This window comes from Methanocalculus taiwanensis, from assembly GCF_024372745.1.
Classification (GTDB): domain Archaea; phylum Halobacteriota; class Methanomicrobia; order Methanomicrobiales; family Methanocorpusculaceae; genus Methanocalculus; species Methanocalculus taiwanensis.
Window position 1 is genome coordinate 1 of the sequence record NZ_VOTZ01000034.1, and the last position, 15825, is coordinate 15825.

General features: G+C 47.3%; 11 protein-coding genes. 8 read left to right on the plus strand and 3 right to left on the minus strand.

Annotated elements, in window-relative coordinates; translation table 11 throughout:
- Window positions 1–138: 138 nt before the first annotated feature.
- Both FTO68_RS11075 and FTO68_RS11080 read right to left on the minus strand, forming a co-directional pair.
- On the minus strand, window positions 139–1344 hold the full coding sequence (locus tag FTO68_RS11075; RefSeq protein WP_255333475.1) for an ATP-binding protein: 1206 nt from the start codon (window positions 1342–1344) through the stop codon (window positions 139–141).
- 51 nt (window positions 1345–1395) lie between these two features.
- Window positions 1396–1917 (minus strand): hypothetical protein, encoded by a 522-nt coding sequence (locus FTO68_RS11080; protein WP_255333476.1) that lies wholly within the window; start codon window positions 1915–1917, stop codon window positions 1396–1398.
- Between the two features lie 148 nt (window positions 1918–2065).
- On the opposite strand from FTO68_RS11080, the gene FTO68_RS11085 reads away from it, so the two are divergent.
- The 8 genes from FTO68_RS11085 to FTO68_RS11120 all read left to right on the plus strand — a co-directional run bounded on the left by FTO68_RS11085 (window position 2066) and on the right by FTO68_RS11120 (window position 15389).
- On the plus strand, window positions 2066–2659 hold the full coding sequence (locus FTO68_RS11085) for a chromosome assembly protein (RefSeq protein ID WP_255333477.1): 594 nt from the start codon (window positions 2066–2068) through the stop codon (window positions 2657–2659).
- A gap of 21 nt (window positions 2660–2680) precedes the next feature.
- Window positions 2681–3256: a hypothetical protein gene (locus FTO68_RS11090; protein WP_255333478.1), complete on the plus strand. Its 576-nt coding sequence runs from the start codon at window positions 2681–2683 to the stop codon at window positions 3254–3256.
- A 17-nt stretch (window positions 3257–3273) separates the two neighbouring features.
- A complete protein-coding gene (locus tag FTO68_RS11095; RefSeq protein WP_255333479.1) occupies window positions 3274–5103 on the plus strand; it encodes a double zinc ribbon domain-containing protein in 1830 nt (609 codons plus the stop codon).
- A 187-nt stretch (window positions 5104–5290) separates the two neighbouring features.
- Window positions 5291–6208, plus strand: coding sequence for a zinc ribbon domain-containing protein (locus FTO68_RS11100; RefSeq protein WP_255333480.1), 918 nt, complete (start codon window positions 5291–5293; stop codon window positions 6206–6208).
- 299 nt (window positions 6209–6507) lie between these two features.
- The gene (locus FTO68_RS11105) at window positions 6508–9144 is read left to right on the plus strand and encodes a protein kinase domain-containing protein (protein ID WP_255333481.1); all 2637 of its coding nucleotides are present in this window, start codon (window positions 6508–6510) and stop codon (window positions 9142–9144) included.
- Window positions 9145–9186: 42 nt separating this feature from the next.
- Entirely contained in the window at window positions 9187–11355 is a 2169-nt protein-coding gene (locus FTO68_RS11110; RefSeq protein WP_255333482.1) for a tetratricopeptide repeat protein, read from the plus strand.
- Window positions 11356–11479: 124 nt separating this feature from the next.
- Complete coding sequence (locus tag FTO68_RS11115) at window positions 11480–14758, plus strand: protein kinase domain-containing protein (RefSeq protein ID WP_255333483.1); 3279 nt, start codon at window positions 11480–11482, stop codon at window positions 14756–14758.
- A 394-nt stretch (window positions 14759–15152) separates the two neighbouring features.
- Window positions 15153–15389 carry a hypothetical protein gene (locus tag FTO68_RS11120; RefSeq protein ID WP_255333484.1) on the plus strand — a complete coding sequence of 79 codons (237 nt, stop codon included), beginning with the start codon at window positions 15153–15155 and terminating at the stop codon, window positions 15387–15389.
- A 249-nt stretch (window positions 15390–15638) separates the two neighbouring features.
- Here FTO68_RS11120 and FTO68_RS11125 read toward each other — a convergent pair.
- A partial coding sequence (locus FTO68_RS11125; protein ID WP_255333485.1) for a hypothetical protein occupies window positions 15639–15825 on the minus strand: 187 nt, incomplete at its 5' end.

Sequence of the window (15825 nt, forward strand, 5' to 3'; positions counted from 1 at the left end):
CCCAAATATCTATTAATCTCTCATTATATAAGGATCTATCGGTCATACGGGCGTATTTTCCGAAAAGTGGGGGTGTGTGATGTGAGTTAAGGAGAGGTCAGGAGAGGGGGTGCTGACCTGTTACAATTCTTTTTCAGCCTATGAAAAGTCCTCCCCAAATTCTTCTGACCAATGAGTAAAAAGGTCGAGATCCGCTCTCGTGACCGGTGACTTGATTCTGGCAATTGCAGAATCAAAATCATCCATTGAGAGAGCCCTGACCTTCAGGGATCGCTTCTGGAGTTCATCAAATGGAAGCAATGCAAGATTATGCAACTCCGTATTTTCATCCCGGATCATCGTCCACATCGCCTGCTGGCAGAGGGTATGGATATCTCTTCCCGAATAACGTTTCTTCACACACTCTGCACCCAGCTCATCAAGATTCAGGGACGAGATATCAAGTGATTCTGTATGAATCCTGATGATCTCCCGGCAGGCTGCCTCATCGGGGAGTGGGATGAAGATCCGGCGGGGGAACCGGGACAGGACAGCAGTATCCAGATCCCAGGGGGTGTTTGTAGCGGCAAGCGTCAGCAGCAGCCGGTCACTCTTCTTATCCTGGAGGCCGTCCAGTTCGGTCAGGAGGCTTGATAGGAGTTTTCGGGTCGCATCACTTGTATCATCACTCCGGGACTGGCTCAACGCATCAAACTCATCGAGGAAGACGATTGAAGGGGCGTGTGATCGTGCCGCAGTGTAGAGGCCCGAGATCAGTTTCGAGGACTCGCCAAAGTATTTGGAGACGATCTTGTCTGCCTTGACATCAAAGAACGAGGCATTCAGGCTGCCAGCCGCAGCTGCCGCAAGGAGCGTTTTTCCGGTTCCCGGCGGTCCATACAGCAGGATACCTTTCCAGGGTTTGACCGACTCGGGCTTCTTCAGGCCGGCTATCACGATTGTCTCCATCATCAGCCGTTTCACTTCATCCAGACCGCCGATATCATCCCAGCGTACCTGAGAGTGAGTGATTAGTGATGATGCATTAAACGCGCCATCGCCATCCTGCTCTTCCTCAGCCTGCGATCTTGTTCGGGAGCCTATCCCGGCACTTTTATTTCTGCTGCCCCTCCTGTTGGCCGGATGGGGTGAGCAACCGGTTGCTATCTGCTCCCATCGATCGGCATGACCCATGTATTTCTCCTCCAGGGACGGCACATTGGAGGCAAGCCGTCGGTTCAGGGCAGCACAGGCAAATGCCTTCTCTTTCGCCAGATCATCATCTCCAGCGGACTTTGCCTTCTTATACTCATCCATCATATCCCGTAGTTCGGATAGGAGAAAACCACTCAGATCAATTTTCATTTCATACCTCCTCGATTATTTCCATTACCACTACTCTCTGGCATAAAAATATCATCTGCTCTCCTCCAGAAACGTGTGAAGATCTTCATCGATCTTATTGGTGACAAAGGGGACGACATTCCCAAAACCAGTTATAGTAATAACCACTTTTGTGCCGTTATCCTGGGTTGTGAACCTTGTTCCAATTGATGCTCTTCCTTTCCTGGTATAGACAGAATAGCTCTCAATTCCATTTGTAACACCCTCATAACTGGCATTCATCTTGTTCAGAAGGAAACGTGTGAATTTTCTGACGGATTCAGTCTCAATACCTGTTTCATATACAATCGTTTCAGAAATTTCATCAATTGTCGACGTATATTCTTCAGAAGCATAAATTCTGACATTTTCTCTCCCCTTTTCAAGACGCGCATATAGATCCTGGAGGAATTCCTCGATATCATCACCACCAAGGCGGATGATGACGCCCTTCTCACGGTGGATCTCAAGCTTTGATCGAAAGCGTTCAATAGCGCTATCGATACGCTTTCGTTCAGCATCTGTCTCATAGTCAATGACAAGGAGATGTTCCATTGTGAATGAATATAGCGACTCCACCTTATAAAAGTTACATCCAAAATGGAAACTGATATCTTAAGTGTTTTCGAATTATCTCCATTTTGGAGGATAAACTTATTATAGATGAGTGACTATGATGAATGTGTGAGAAACAATGGATTTCATGGCAATGTTTCGGAAGAACCCTATTGACAGCATCAAGACCGCTGAGCTGCAGGAAGAGGAACTCAAGCTGAAGAGCAGGATCAACCGGCTGAGAAAAGAGATCGATAAAATCGAGAAGCAGAAGAAGGATAAATTCAAGGAGGGTGTGGGAGCGGACTTAATCAAGAAGAAGATGATCGCCCAGGAACTCAAACAGCTCGATATGGAGGCGAAACTGAAGGTAAAGAACTTCATGGCCCTTCACAAGCAGTACATGTTCGTTTCAAATCTTGTTGTGATCAAGAAGTACCAGCGGGATCTCCAGAAGACCGCCCTCTGGACTAAGATCCAGGCGATCACCCCGGATTCCTTTGAAAATTCACTTATAAAGGTAAATCTTGCCGGGAAAGGTTTTGACCGTGTCATCGATGATTTAAATCAGATCTTTGCGCTTGATATCACTGAATCTGACACAGATATGGATGAAGCTGAGAAACAGATGTTTGATGTCTGGAACAGTGTCGAAGACGGATCCCTGGATCTCGAACATGCCGAATCGGTTCTATCAATCGACAAAGATATCGAAAAAGCGCTTGAGAAGATGGAAGATTAAAAGGACCTTGGACTGATTTCTATGACATTCCTGTCCCGGTTCTTTGCAAAACACCCCCTCGACACCATGAGCCTTGGTGAGCTGAAGAAAAGCGAGGCGCAGCTCACCCGCCAAATCAATAAGCTGGGGAATGAAGAGAAGGCTGCTGAAGCTGCGATCCAATCTGTGTTTGCCAAGGCAGCAGCAGATACCGCAAAGGAGAAGGAGCAGTATACGCTCCATATCCAGTCCCATACTAATGCCTGGCAGCTGAAACACCGTTCTCTCCTTCAGGCAGAACGGGATCTCACCATCATCAGGAACATCATCACCATCAAGGAACATGAGAGGACAGTTGGAACTTCAGGCACCCTCTCACGAATCAGAGAGCTTGATCCCGAAGAGCTGGAGTCATGGCTGGCTAAGAAGACACTGAAAACAGATGGCAGGACAATACAGCTCGATGAGATATCCGAAATCACGTCAGGGCACATGGCTGGCGTGGATTCAGAACCCGTTGACGGGGAGACGGTCGATAATATTCTGGCACAGGTGCAGAACCAGGGCATGACCCCTGATTCTGCCCTTGAGGATCTCCTTAAAAGATTAACCAACTGATGAAAAACGGTGGTATCATGATATTTAAAACAAAGTCGGATACAGGTTGTCCAAAATGCAATGCCCCAATAGAACCGGATGCCAAGTTCTGCCCGAAATGTGGGACAAAAACCAGCTCATCCTCCTGTATTAAATGTGGCGGCTCCATTCCGGCAGATGCAAAGTTCTGCCCCACCTGCGGAGCCGATCAGCAGACATCGAAGATCCGGTCATTTGTCGGACTGGATGACGAAGACTTTTCACGTCAGCATGAATGGAAAAGATCGCCTGGTGATTTTGCACGGAGATTTGAGGTTGAAGATCTCCGTGGGATGCTGAAGAAGACGGTGACGGTTGCCGAAGGTACCCGGGCACTCCTCTTCCAGGGGGGTGCATTTGTGGCGGATCTCTCATCGGGCCATTACAGTATCGGCAACATCCTGGATTCAAAACTCCCGATCAACCTGGATAACCGGGCATCGGTGGTGCTCGTTGATGACGGGATCATCCCGGTCGATTTCACCGTTGATAAAACACGGGGAAGGACACAGGATTCGATCGCAGTCGGGTTGCATGGGCGGCTCTCGGTTCGGAGTGTCGATTCCGAGAAGCTGATTGCAAATCTCCTTAAGGGAAAAAGCCGGGTTCAGCTCGATGATCTGATCCGGGATCTTTCATCTGATCTTGAGATGGTTGTTCAGTCTGTTCTACGGAATTACCGGGTTGATGAGCTTTATGGCAATACCGGGTTGAAGAAATCGATCGAAGATGAGATCAGGTCACACATCGGCACCACGATCACGGGTTTTGGCTTTGAGATTGAGGGGCTCCGGTTCGTCAGCTCAGATGATTCTGAATGGGCAGATATCATTGCCCAGCGGGGAGATTTAGCAAAAACGGTTGCCGGAAAGGCAATCGAGATCGATCTTGAACAACAGATCAGATCCCTCCTCTCAGATGACCGGATTAACCATCTCCAGACCGAAGAGAAGGTAACAGCCTATACCCATGATCTCGCAAAAGCGGGAGTCATCCGGGATCATGAGGTTATTGAACTGAAAGCCGAACTCCTGAGAAACCGGGAAGATTCCGAGATACAGAGGCGAATTATTCGGGAGAGAGTTGAATTAGCACATCGCCACGTTCTCGAGAAGATGGATGCTGAGCATGGGATCAGTATCAACGATACCCGGCAGGAACATGACTATAAATGGAAAGAGAGGGAGCAGGATCTCGAAGCACGTGAGATCGATCAGCTGATCAATAAGAAGCGGCAGTGGGATGAGGCGCTCCAGGCAAAACGTTCTGCCGAACAGGAGCTGAAGCACCAGGCTCTTGAGAAGGATGTCGATCTTGAGGGGCGGCGTCTTGAACACCGATCGAATGCCTCGGTTGAAGCCCTTCTCTCAACAGTAGACGGGAAATCCGGCGAGCAGATCACCGAGCTTGAGAAGATGAAGCGGGCCGCTGCCCTCACCGAAGAGCAGATCATTGCACTCTCAGCAAAAGAGAGTGCAGCAGTTGCCGATGCCATGAAGGCAAAGTTTGGATCTGATCGGATGGAGGAGCTCTTCAAGCTCCGGATGCAGGACCAGGAACGATACATAGAGACTGTCCGGAGCATGTCGACTGAGAATGCCGAACGTCTAAAGAGTGTAATGGACAAGGCGCTGGATGCGATGGATAACACCGCTACCGCCCGGAGCCATGCCCACCGTCCGCAGGGTGCAACGGTTGTTGCCAGCGGCGGGTTGCAGCCAACGATCATCAACCCTGTCCAGCCGGGGGGGGGCAACACCTGCCCATCCTGCGGTGTTTCTAATAATGCGTCATCACAGTTCTGCAAAGGATGTGGTGAACGGCTATGAAAGTGCAGAAACATTCCATATCCATTGTCCCACCATTACCAGATGTCCCACAATCATACATTTTTCAAACAATATCCACTATCCGGAATACACAAATACCATCTCTTTTTAAGGTTTTTTCTCTTTCTCTCCCTCGCTTTTTGACTCCCAGGTCTCATCACCAGAAACATAATGCAAGTGATGCCTGATGCCCGGCCGCGGCGATCTCAACTGTGCAAAAAAACTCGTAGCAGATGCCGAACGGATTTTGCAGGCAGGCAGGGGCTGTTGCCGATGGCCGCTTAAGACGCGGGAACAGTTATGGGGGGAGATCCTGGCGCAGTACCAGAGGTTTCAGGATCATGAATGCGGCACACTTCCACGGGATATCGATCAGCATATCAGGTCTAAGTTCGAGGTGGCCCTCCTCACGCTGGCAGTCTCATTCCGTGCCAATGGTGAATCTTGCCCGGATATAGAGACAAGTCGTAATGGAGAGATATTCAATGATGATGAGATCGCCCTCTTTGAGATCATCGACCGCTATCAGGTGCTTCCCGGCAAAGAAGATTTGAAGAAGATGCTGCTTGCCAGAAGCGGCGGCGATTCCGATTTTGTGAAAGATCTCATTCACGTCCATTATACCTATATTGACGGGCTCGTCACCGGGATGCTCAGCGGCGAGTCGAACCGGGTGAACCCGCTGATCATCCAGTATATGAAGAAGGAGTGGAAGCGGTTCGATTCAACACTGAGTAACGCGGTCATTGATGCAATCAAAGCTAACGGGATGCACTGGTTCTTCACATTTGCAAGCAAAGGCGGCGGCCGGGCCGAGCAGGTAGTGTACCAGATCTCAGGCGGACACGTGAATATCGGATCAGGCGTCCAGATCGTCGACAGTCTCCTATCCCGGACAGGGATCTCAAACGAGCAGGAGAGCGGTGGGCTCTTTCCGAGGGTTGGCAAGGAGGCCGATAGCCAGGGCGGTGTCAGTGTGACTGATAGCCTGGTGAGCCGCTCGTCGATTGGGGGAGCTGGTGAACATTGCTTCTGCCCAGAATGCGGCGGCAAGAATGGGAGCGATGCGAAGTTTTGTATCCAGTGTGGAGGGAGATTGCGGTGAGTAGATCCGGACAAGTGGCGGTCCATCTCTGTTCCTAATCTTCTGTTGGTGGGATTGAACATGGTTGAATTCCCATCAGTTGAATCACAAATCTTCGTCTGCGGGGACTTCTGAGGGGAGAGGGAATGGGTTTCCATTACGAATTATGAATTTAGCAAAGTTATGGTGTGAATGTGACAATCGATAGTTATGGTGGGGAGATGAGTAGGAAAAGTTACAATGACACTACTACTCACTCGGGATTGATCATGCATTGGTAACCGGAGAGATATAATACTGATTAGCAGGGTTGGAAAAACATGGGTCTGTTTGATTTTCTGAAGGGCAGCAAAAAATCCGAAGATGTTACTGCAAATAAAGAATTGGAGAGGAAAACCAACGAATGGGGCTCATATGGTACAGGCGACGGGCAGTTAAATGGGCCAACCCACATTGCAGTCGCTCCGGATGGTACAGTCTATGTAACAGAATATTATAATCGCCGCATCCAAGTATTCACGGGTGACGGTACATTCCTGAGAAAATGGGGATCATTTGGGACAGGCGACGGGCAGTTCCAAATGCCACAAGGCACAGCGGTTGCTCCGGATGGTACCGTATATGTTGCTGATGCCTACTGCATCCAGCTATTCACGGGTTATGGCAGATTCCTGAGAAAATGGGGATCTTGGGGTTCAGGCGATGGGCATTTCATAGAGCTAAAGGGCGTTGCGATCGCTCCAGATGGGACCGTCTATGTCGCTGATACTCGGAATAGCCGCATCCAGGTATTCACCCGTGATGGCACATTTCTGAGAAAATGGGGATCAAAAGGTACAGGTGAAGGGCAGTTCACAAGCCCATCCGGTATCGCGGTCGCCCCTGATGGCAGCATTTATGTCACGGAATCGGGTAACCAACGTGTTCAGGTCTTCACACCTGAGGGCAGCTTCATCAGGACGTGGGGAAGAGGGGGATCAGGCGACGGGCAGTTAAGATTACCACAAGGTATAGCAGTCGCTCCAGATGGGACCGTCTATGTCGCTGATACCAAGAATAACCGCATCCAGGTATTCACAGGTGACGGCACATTCCTGAGAAAATGGGGATCAAAAGGTACAGGTGAAGGGCAGTTCACAAGCCCATCCGGCATCGCAGTCGCTCCAGATGGGACCGTCTATGTCGCTGATACCAAGAATAACCGCATCAGTTTCTTTGATGAGAAAAGTAAAAAAGAAGATATTCGAAACAAGATCCTATCACTCGATAAGAAAGGAATAACCTTCACCAACGAAGGTAGAATAGAGGAGTCACTTGAGTGCTATAAACAAGCCCTTGAACTCGATCCTGCAAACTCACAAATCAAAGAGAAACACGATGCCCACAAGATGCTAATATTAAATAAAAATGGCCTGACCTTCACTAGTGAAGGCAGATTTGCTGAGGCACTTGAGTGCTATAATCTATCCTTGGAACTCGATCCTGCAAACTCACAAATCAAAAAGAAACGCGATGCGCTGATAGCACGGACTCCTGAGATCTCAATTGCGTTCTCGAAGACCTCGCTTGCTCCAAACAAATGGGAACAGATTGATTTTACCCTAAAAAACTTCGGCAAGGCCACTGCCGAGAAGCTTACTGTCGGTTTCTCAGATATCGCGGATGTGAGGAGAACTGAAACCACGTATACGGTTCAAGCCGGAGAGTCAGTGACCGATACAGTGAGCATTAAATCCGATGCCCACGGGCGGGCACCGCTTGATGTTACGATGAAGTATCGAGATTTTGCTAACCGGACATTTGAAACAACATCCACCATCTGGCTCACCATCTCTGATACCGGGGCCACATCAGCACCTGGCTTCTCTGCATCTTCTCCACCCCCCACCTCATCAACCGATCCCAGCGCCTTATTTGCCAGATACCAGTCCCACGATCTGATCGGCGAGGGCGGGTTTGCACGAGTATACCGGGTGATCCGGGATGGTAAGGTGTATGCGGTGAAGGTGCCGAAGACCCCGGATTCGGCTACCGGAAAGACCTTCATCAGCGAGATCCAGAACTGGACACGGTTGAATCATCCGAATATCGTGAAGGTCTTTGATTACAATATCCTCCCGACTCCCTATTTCGAGATGGAATATTGTGAAGCGTCTCTTGACAGCCTGCCAAAGCCAATGAGCCCGGATCAGGCTGCATGGCTCATCTACGGGGTCTGCACCGGGCTGCATTATGCCCATTCCCTGAAGATCATCCACCGCGATCTGAAACCGCAGAATATCCTCATTAAAGAGGGTATCCCGAAGATCACGGACTGGGGACTCTCAAAGGTGATGACCGAGTCTAAATCCACGACCTCTACCTCGTTCACCCCCTATTATGCTGCTCCCGAACAGATGGGATCGCAACCAAAAGATGAGAGAACGGATATCTGGCAGCTGGGTGCCATCCTCTACGAACTCGTGACCGGCACAGTACCGTTTACCGGCGATAGCATGATGGAGGTGATGATGGGCATCATGTCACGTGATCCGGTGAAACCCACTGATCTCAATCCCGATGCGAAAGAGCTCGAACCGGTGATCCTCCGGTGCCTGGAGAAAGATCCAGCAAAACGGTTTGGTTCAGTCACTGAACTCCAGCGGGTGCTTGCCTTCTACCTGAAGGTGACCTATACCGAAGCCCTGAAGAAAAGCCAAGGCTCAGATGACCGGAGATCCGCCTACCTCTGTGGTGAGCTGCTGCTCATCCACCTCGATTCCGGTGAGCTGCCGAAAGCACTTCTGTATGGGAAGGATCTAATCCGCTATACGTCTGGTGAAGGGAGAGCTACCCTAGAGAGTCTTGTTGAGCAGATGTCATTCTGTATCGATGAAGGGTTGGACGATCTGCCGGAAGAGCTGATGCGGAAGGCCGAGTGGATTGTGCATGGGTCGAGGTTAGAGGGGATGGGGTGAGATAAGGTTGATTACACCTTTTCATCTACTGGAGTAATCGTGATGCGTTTCTTCAAAGGTTCTGATAATTATTCCACAGGATATCAATGGAGTCAGCTCGCCGATCCTCCAGTCTGGGTGATGGAAGCTGCAAAGAGGTGGTATCATCATCAGAATGTCCCATCCTATGACGGGGTAAGGCATTTTGTTGGGAAGAAATATCTGTATCTTGGTTTCTTTGAGAGGGAGGGCCAGGGTAATGTTCAATGGTATTTTTATCGGATCTTAAAAGGCAGGCATCCTGATATGCTTCTGGAGAAACTAAAGGGAGCTGTTAGCAGGTATGAAGAAGCAATCACCTGCCAGAATGCTATGCTGGCTAAGAATCCAGATGATCCTATAGCGTTGCAGACCAAGGCCATCGCACTAAAAAAGCTTGAGAGATATCAGGAAGCCTTTGGCTGTTATGAGCGGATGCTTAAAAATAACCCGAATAATCCTAATTCGTGGAACAATAAAGGCTTCGTACTCCTTAAACTTGGAAAATATGAAGATTCTCTACAAAGTTTTAATCGTGCTCTAGAACTCGATCCAATGAATTCATGGGTTTGGAACAACAAGGGGACAGCAGTCCACAAACTTGGAAGACCTGAAGAAGCAATTGATTTTTTTGAGCGGGCTCTCAGGATTGAGCCGAAGTATCCCGATGCATGCAACAACATGGGTGTTGCGATCAAAGATCTTGGTCGGTACCCAGAGGCGATCAGTTGGTTTGATCGTACATTGACCATCAACCCATATTATGCCTGGGCATGGTTTAACAAAGGCCTTTCATTCAGCGAGCTTGGCAACGACGTGGAAGCAATGGCATGCCTGAATAAGGCTGTTGAGCTCTTTCCGCATCCATCGATCATTGAGCTGCAGAAAGTGCTAAAAGAGCAGCTTAAGAAGCCCATTCATGATTATTCTGAGATTCCTCGATTACTTGGTTTGATGCAATCTGAAATACCACAGGATAGGGTAAATGCATCATATCAACTTGATTTAAAGGCAAAAGAAGGATCGGCAGGAGATATTATCAGGGAAAAACCATTTGATACTTTTTTTAGTACCATCAAGGATACAGCCCCTGAAACTCGACGAAATACTCTTTGGATTCTTGGAAATCTTGGTTATCATGGTTATTCCTATGAAGTGGCTCAGTCAGGGATAATACCTGAAGTAGTAGCACAGCTTTCTGACTCTGAAGAGATGGTCAGGGCAGCTGCAGCATGGTCTCTTGCGATGCTGGCGGAGGCGGGACAGGGTATTGCGGTTGCTGATTCAGGAGCGATACTACCCTGTATCCATATTTTAAATGATAAAGAAACTGTAGTTCAGGAGTGTGCTGCTCTAGCCCTGGACAAAATTGCCTTTTTTGGAAGCCCAGAACCTGTGGTGCAACATGGGGGTGTTTCTCCCCTTGTAAAACTTCTGGAGAAACCACATGATGAGATCAGATGTCGTGCTTTATGGGCGCTCTGGTCAATAGCAATTCGTGGCTATAGTGACGAAATCTGTCAAGTGGAGAATTCCATCACTGCCCTGAAATTATCAGCAAGGGATTCGAATCTGGAGATTCGGAAAGCTGCTGTATCCATCATTGGTCTGTTGTCTAAGACACGTGATAAAGCGTTCCTCGAAAAGAAGGATCTTGAAAAAATATTATTGATCTGTGTCAATTCACGAAGCAACAGGGTGAGAGGTGCTGCAATATGGGCTGCTGGCATATGGGCAGATGAAGGACTCGGTCAGCTCCTTATCCAAGCAGGAGTAAAGGATGCAATTCAATCCCTTCTGAATGATCGAAGTCGGGTTCATGTCTTCTATGACAATGAACACCGGTGGAAAGAACGCTCCATTGGCTGTATTTCTAAGGATGTCATAGAGAAATTAACCCAAAAGCCACAGGCAAATGTCATCGATCCCTGTAAGCCTGATTACAGAACTGCATATTTTATTTCCCAAAACCTTCTTCAAGCCCTGGAGAAGAATAATCTGATTAAGGCACAAGCATTTATTATTCATCTTGAAGATGTCGTCTGTGAAGAGATTCTCAAAGAAGTCGGTCAAAAAAGGGATCTTCTGCTCCTATGCATTGATGAAGGAATAAACTCTGTTGGTGATGAATTCATCAATGAGGTGAATCTGCTGAAGGAAAAGATCCATCGAAAAGCGATGAGGAAAAGCTGAGGTGTTGGTGTGAGATCATACAAGCTGCTTATGGTTAATCCGTTACAGGCAAACAAGGTGGAGATTGAGGGTGTTCCCATGCATTTTAATTATAAAAATTAAATAGATATGAGGTTATTTAATTATGGGATTATTTGGGCCATCAAAAGAGAAGTTAGAATGGGAGAATAAAGGTGACGTATGCCTGGCCGAAGAGAAGTATGAAGAAGCAGTTAATTGTTATAAAAAAGCGCTGGATTTCGAAAAGTGGGATCATAGAGTTTGCACGAATATGAGTTATGCTCATATCAAGCTCGGTAAATATACTGAAGCATTAGATTACTGCGAGCGGGCATACAAAATGTTCCCCAATGATTTTCGGACACTGTCATTTTTGGGAATTATTTTTGCGAAGCTTGGTCGCTATCAAGAGGCACTCGAAACCTATGATAAAGCTGTTACTATTGATCCCCAACACGCTGATTCATGGCATAAACGTGGGATAATATTGGATAAACTAGAAAGACACAAAGATGCCAGAGAATCTTATAAGAAAGCATTATCCCTTGATCCTTCTCTTACTGTGCATCAAAGACATAAGGGTACAGAGCTGAAAACAAATATTCAGAAAGAGGTGGATGAAAAAGCCGAATTCAGAAATATTAAACATGATATAATCTTAAAAAAAAATATTGGCTCGAAGGGCTCTGGGGATGGACAGTTCCGGGACTTAACCTCTATTGCATTAGATGCAGCAGGCAATGTCTATGCGGGAGATGCTGGCGTCCTACTGGGCAAGACTCGCATTCAGAAATTTACCAGTGATGGCACCTTTATCACAAAATGGGGGTCATACGGATTAGAGGATGGGCAGTTTTTTTTCCCACGATCCATTGCCACGGATGCTGAGGGCAATGTATATGTTGGAGATGCTGGCAACCATCGAATCCAGAAATTTACCAGTGACGGCAAGTTTATCACAAAATGGGGATCAAAGGGCTCTGGGGATGGGCAGTTCCATGGAGGGAGCACGAGTGATGGAATACAAGGTATTGCAATAGATATAGACGATAACATCTATGTAGCAGATACAAATAATTATCGCATTCAGAAGTTTGACAGGAATGGTGTATTTATCACAAAATGGGGCTCGAAAGGCTCTGAAGAGGGGCAATTCCGAAGCCTAACCTCTATTGCAGTGGATGCTACGGGTAATATCTATGTGGCAGAAGCTGGTGGCACAGATTTATACTCAAGCAATCATCGCATTCAAAAATTTACCAGCATTGGTACTTTTATTTCAAAATGGGGCTCGAAAGGCTCTGGAGATGGACAATTTTATTTCCCACGATCTATTGCCGTGGACGCGGTGGGCAATGTATATGTGGGAGATGCTGGCAACCATCGCATCCAGAAGTTTGACGAAACGGGAAAATTTATCACAAAATGGGGCTCGGAAGGTAAAGGTGAGGGCCAGTTCATTTCGCTACAATCCATTGCTGTGGATGCTGCGGGCAATCTCTATGTGGCAGACAAAAATAATTACCGTATTCAGAAGTTTGAACAGCCGAATTATATCAAATCACTCATTATCGCATCAATCAACCGTGATGGACATAGTCGTCAAGGTGCTATTGATGCCTTATTCAATATAGGTCAGCCCACAATAGATCTGTTGGTACAAATCATAATAGGTGGAAGTAGTGAATCTAAAAGAGCAGTAACCCCACTCTTCCTCAAGTTTGGAGCTCCTGCTATTGATTCTCTCATTAAAACTACTAATAAAAACAATATAAGCAATATTCCCATTGAACCTTTCATACAGGCTCTGAATAATGATGACCCGGAAGTGAGAAAATATGCTGCTGAGGCATTAGGGAGGATTGGCAACCAGAAAGCATTCCTGCCACTTAAAAAGGCACTCAATGACACGAATGAGGAGGTCCGCATAACTGCTGTTAAAGCATTGAAACCTTTTGGTGAGGCGAGGAAACCTCAAGTATCAATTAATCTTTCTACAACAAACCTGACAGCCAACCATTGGCAAAAAATCGATGCAACACTTCAGAATACCGGTCAAGGAGAGGCTAATACTATCGGGATTTCACTCTCAGATTCCTTCGAAACAAAAAAGACAACTATTCAATCACTCAAACCCGGTGGTTTAGAAACAATCGAGATCCCGATTCGACCTAAATATTTAGGGTCTGTCCCACTAACGATTTCATTGACCTATACCGATGAGATCGAACAACTTCATACTATACATAGTGATTTCTGGATCGATGTTATTGATCGGGTTTCAGGCACTTCAACCCCCTCCCCGGTCGCCGGCTTCACCCCGCAGCCCCAGACCCCAACCACATTCCCGCTCGAACTCGCGAACAAATACACGGATGTCTCCCTCATCGGCAAAGGCGGGTTCGGCCGTGTATTCCGTGCAACCCGGCAGGACGGTACCGAGGTGGCGGTGAAGATCCCGCTCTCGATCGATGCTGCGACCGGCAAATCATTCATTGCAGAGCTTCAGAGCTGGACACGGCTCTCTCACCCAAATATCGTCAGACTCTATGATTACAACATCATGCCTATCCCATATTTCGAGATGGAATACTGTAGTGACGGTTCGCTTGCTGACAAGGCGATTCCCATGGAACCAAGAGATGCTGCCTGGATTATCTTCAGCATTTGTGAGGGGCTAAAGGTTGCCCACAACCAGCAGATCATACACCGTGACTTAAAACCCCACAACATCCTGATGAGGAACGGGATCCCAAAGGTGAGTGACTGGGGTCTGGCGAAGATGCTTACCCTCTCCAAGACCTCAACCTCGGCCTCCTTTACCCCGCATTATGCGGCACCTGAACAAATTAGCAATACTGTAAAGGATGAGCGAACGGATATCTGGCAGATGGGTGTTATCTTCTATGAACTAGTGACTGGTGAACTTCCGTTTGAAGGTGAAAATATGATGAGTATCATGTTTGCGATCACCTCGGGTACACCGACACGACCCCGCGAGATCGTGCCTGATGCTGCCCCGGTAGAAGGTGTCATCCTGAAATGCCTTGAGAAAGAAACCAAGAACCGGTACCAGTCTATTTTTGAGCTGCAACGGGAGCTTGCCCGGTATCTTGAGATGAATTATACCGAGGAACTGAAGAAGAGTGTCACTGCCGGAAATGTCCGCCGAGCAGCTTATTACTGCGGGGAACTGGTGTTAACAGCTCTCCATACGGGAGATCTGAAATCAGCATACAAATATCTCCAAGATCTCCTGGTGTATGCAAAAGGGGACGTGAAGGATGATGTGCAGTCTCTGGCGGATACCCTGCAGTTCATGGTGGAGAACGAGATGGAGGTATCAGAAGATATCCTGATGAAGGCGGATCTGCTGGTGCATAGGATGCGGGGAAGGGGTTGAATGTAAGCCTTTGACGGAATACTCGCGGTAGTAATCATTTACAATGGGCACTCTATCGCCAACCCCTCCATCTCGATACCGAAACAATTCCAGTGCGACACTGAGCAATCCTGGCAGGCACGAAGGGCGATCGATCTTTATGATGAAGGCTCGTGCCTCTACGAGATTCTACAATCCCTATCCCTCTGATAAAGAGATTCAAAGGGAGGTAAAAATCTAAAAGACAGCAATAGCACCATTTAAACTTCAATAATGACGTTAACTATCGAGCTTCGATAAGCTCCTTAAATAACGCAGATGAGCATCACCACATTGTCGATTGTGAGGATGACGATTGACTAGTTCAAAACTTTTTTAGCTTGTGGAAAGAGAAGGGAGAAATGAGCAGGATATCATGAAGAGCTTTATTGATAAAGTCATTCATCGGAACCAGAAGAAGAGAAGATCATTCTCGCTAAAGATTGAGACGCAAAATTCGGCACTGTTGACAGATGACACCATTGCGGAAGCACTGACTGAGCTTGCCCAGATGATCAAACGTGGTGAAGGCAACCTTGATATCGAAGGCAAAGTGCGATATATCATCGGAGACGTCGTTTTAGAGGGGCGGATGGATATTGAAAAAGAATGACACGAACCGATATCACATGTGAGATGGGATCGTGAAATGGGATCAGATCCATGTGTGTATAAAACATATCCGGAATTAGGCAGCAGCTGGTGAGTAATTATCTCCAATTTTACTATGTGAACGCATAGATCCCCGGATCTGCCACTCTATTACAATCCTGACTTGTTTTAAGCCTTAAAAGAAAAATACAGAGAATTTCTGATACTATCTAAGACTGAATCAGGGATATCAGTTCTTCCAGATCCATATCTACTGTTCAACCACCACAATATAAAAATGGAACGCAAGACCATCTATCGTGCCATTTTTTGTCAATGTCGGTTTACTTTTCCCCAGTTTCGTCGGCGTAAAAATACCCAAATGCGTCGGGATAAAACTCCCCAGTTGTGTCGGAATAAAAATCCCCAATGTGCAACCAGAGAGTATCTGGGATTCA

Bases quoted from the DNA above. Each gene is read 5' to 3' on its own strand.
- FTO68_RS11100 (WP_255333480.1), top strand. From the start codon at position 5,291: ATGCCCGGCCGCGGCGATCTCAACTGTGCAAAAAAACTCGTAGCAGAT.
- FTO68_RS11080 (WP_255333476.1), bottom strand. From the start codon at position 1,917: ATGGAACATCTCCTTGTCATTGACTATGAGACAGATGCTGAACGAAAG.
- FTO68_RS11115 (WP_255333483.1), top strand. From the start codon at position 11,480: ATGGGATTATTTGGGCCATCAAAAGAGAAGTTAGAATGGGAGAATAAA.
- FTO68_RS11110 (WP_255333482.1), top strand. From the start codon at position 9,187: ATGCGTTTCTTCAAAGGTTCTGATAATTATTCCACAGGATATCAATGG.
- FTO68_RS11120 (WP_255333484.1), top strand. From the start codon at position 15,153: ATGAAGAGCTTTATTGATAAAGTCATTCATCGGAACCAGAAGAAGAGA.
- FTO68_RS11075 (WP_255333475.1), bottom strand. From the start codon at position 1,344: ATGAAAATTGATCTGAGTGGTTTTCTCCTATCCGAACTACGGGATATG.
- FTO68_RS11105 (WP_255333481.1), top strand. From the start codon at position 6,508: ATGGGTCTGTTTGATTTTCTGAAGGGCAGCAAAAAATCCGAAGATGTT.
- FTO68_RS11095 (WP_255333479.1), top strand. From the start codon at position 3,274: ATGATATTTAAAACAAAGTCGGATACAGGTTGTCCAAAATGCAATGCC.
- FTO68_RS11090 (WP_255333478.1), top strand. From the start codon at position 2,681: ATGACATTCCTGTCCCGGTTCTTTGCAAAACACCCCCTCGACACCATG.
- FTO68_RS11085 (WP_255333477.1), top strand. From the start codon at position 2,066: ATGGCAATGTTTCGGAAGAACCCTATTGACAGCATCAAGACCGCTGAG.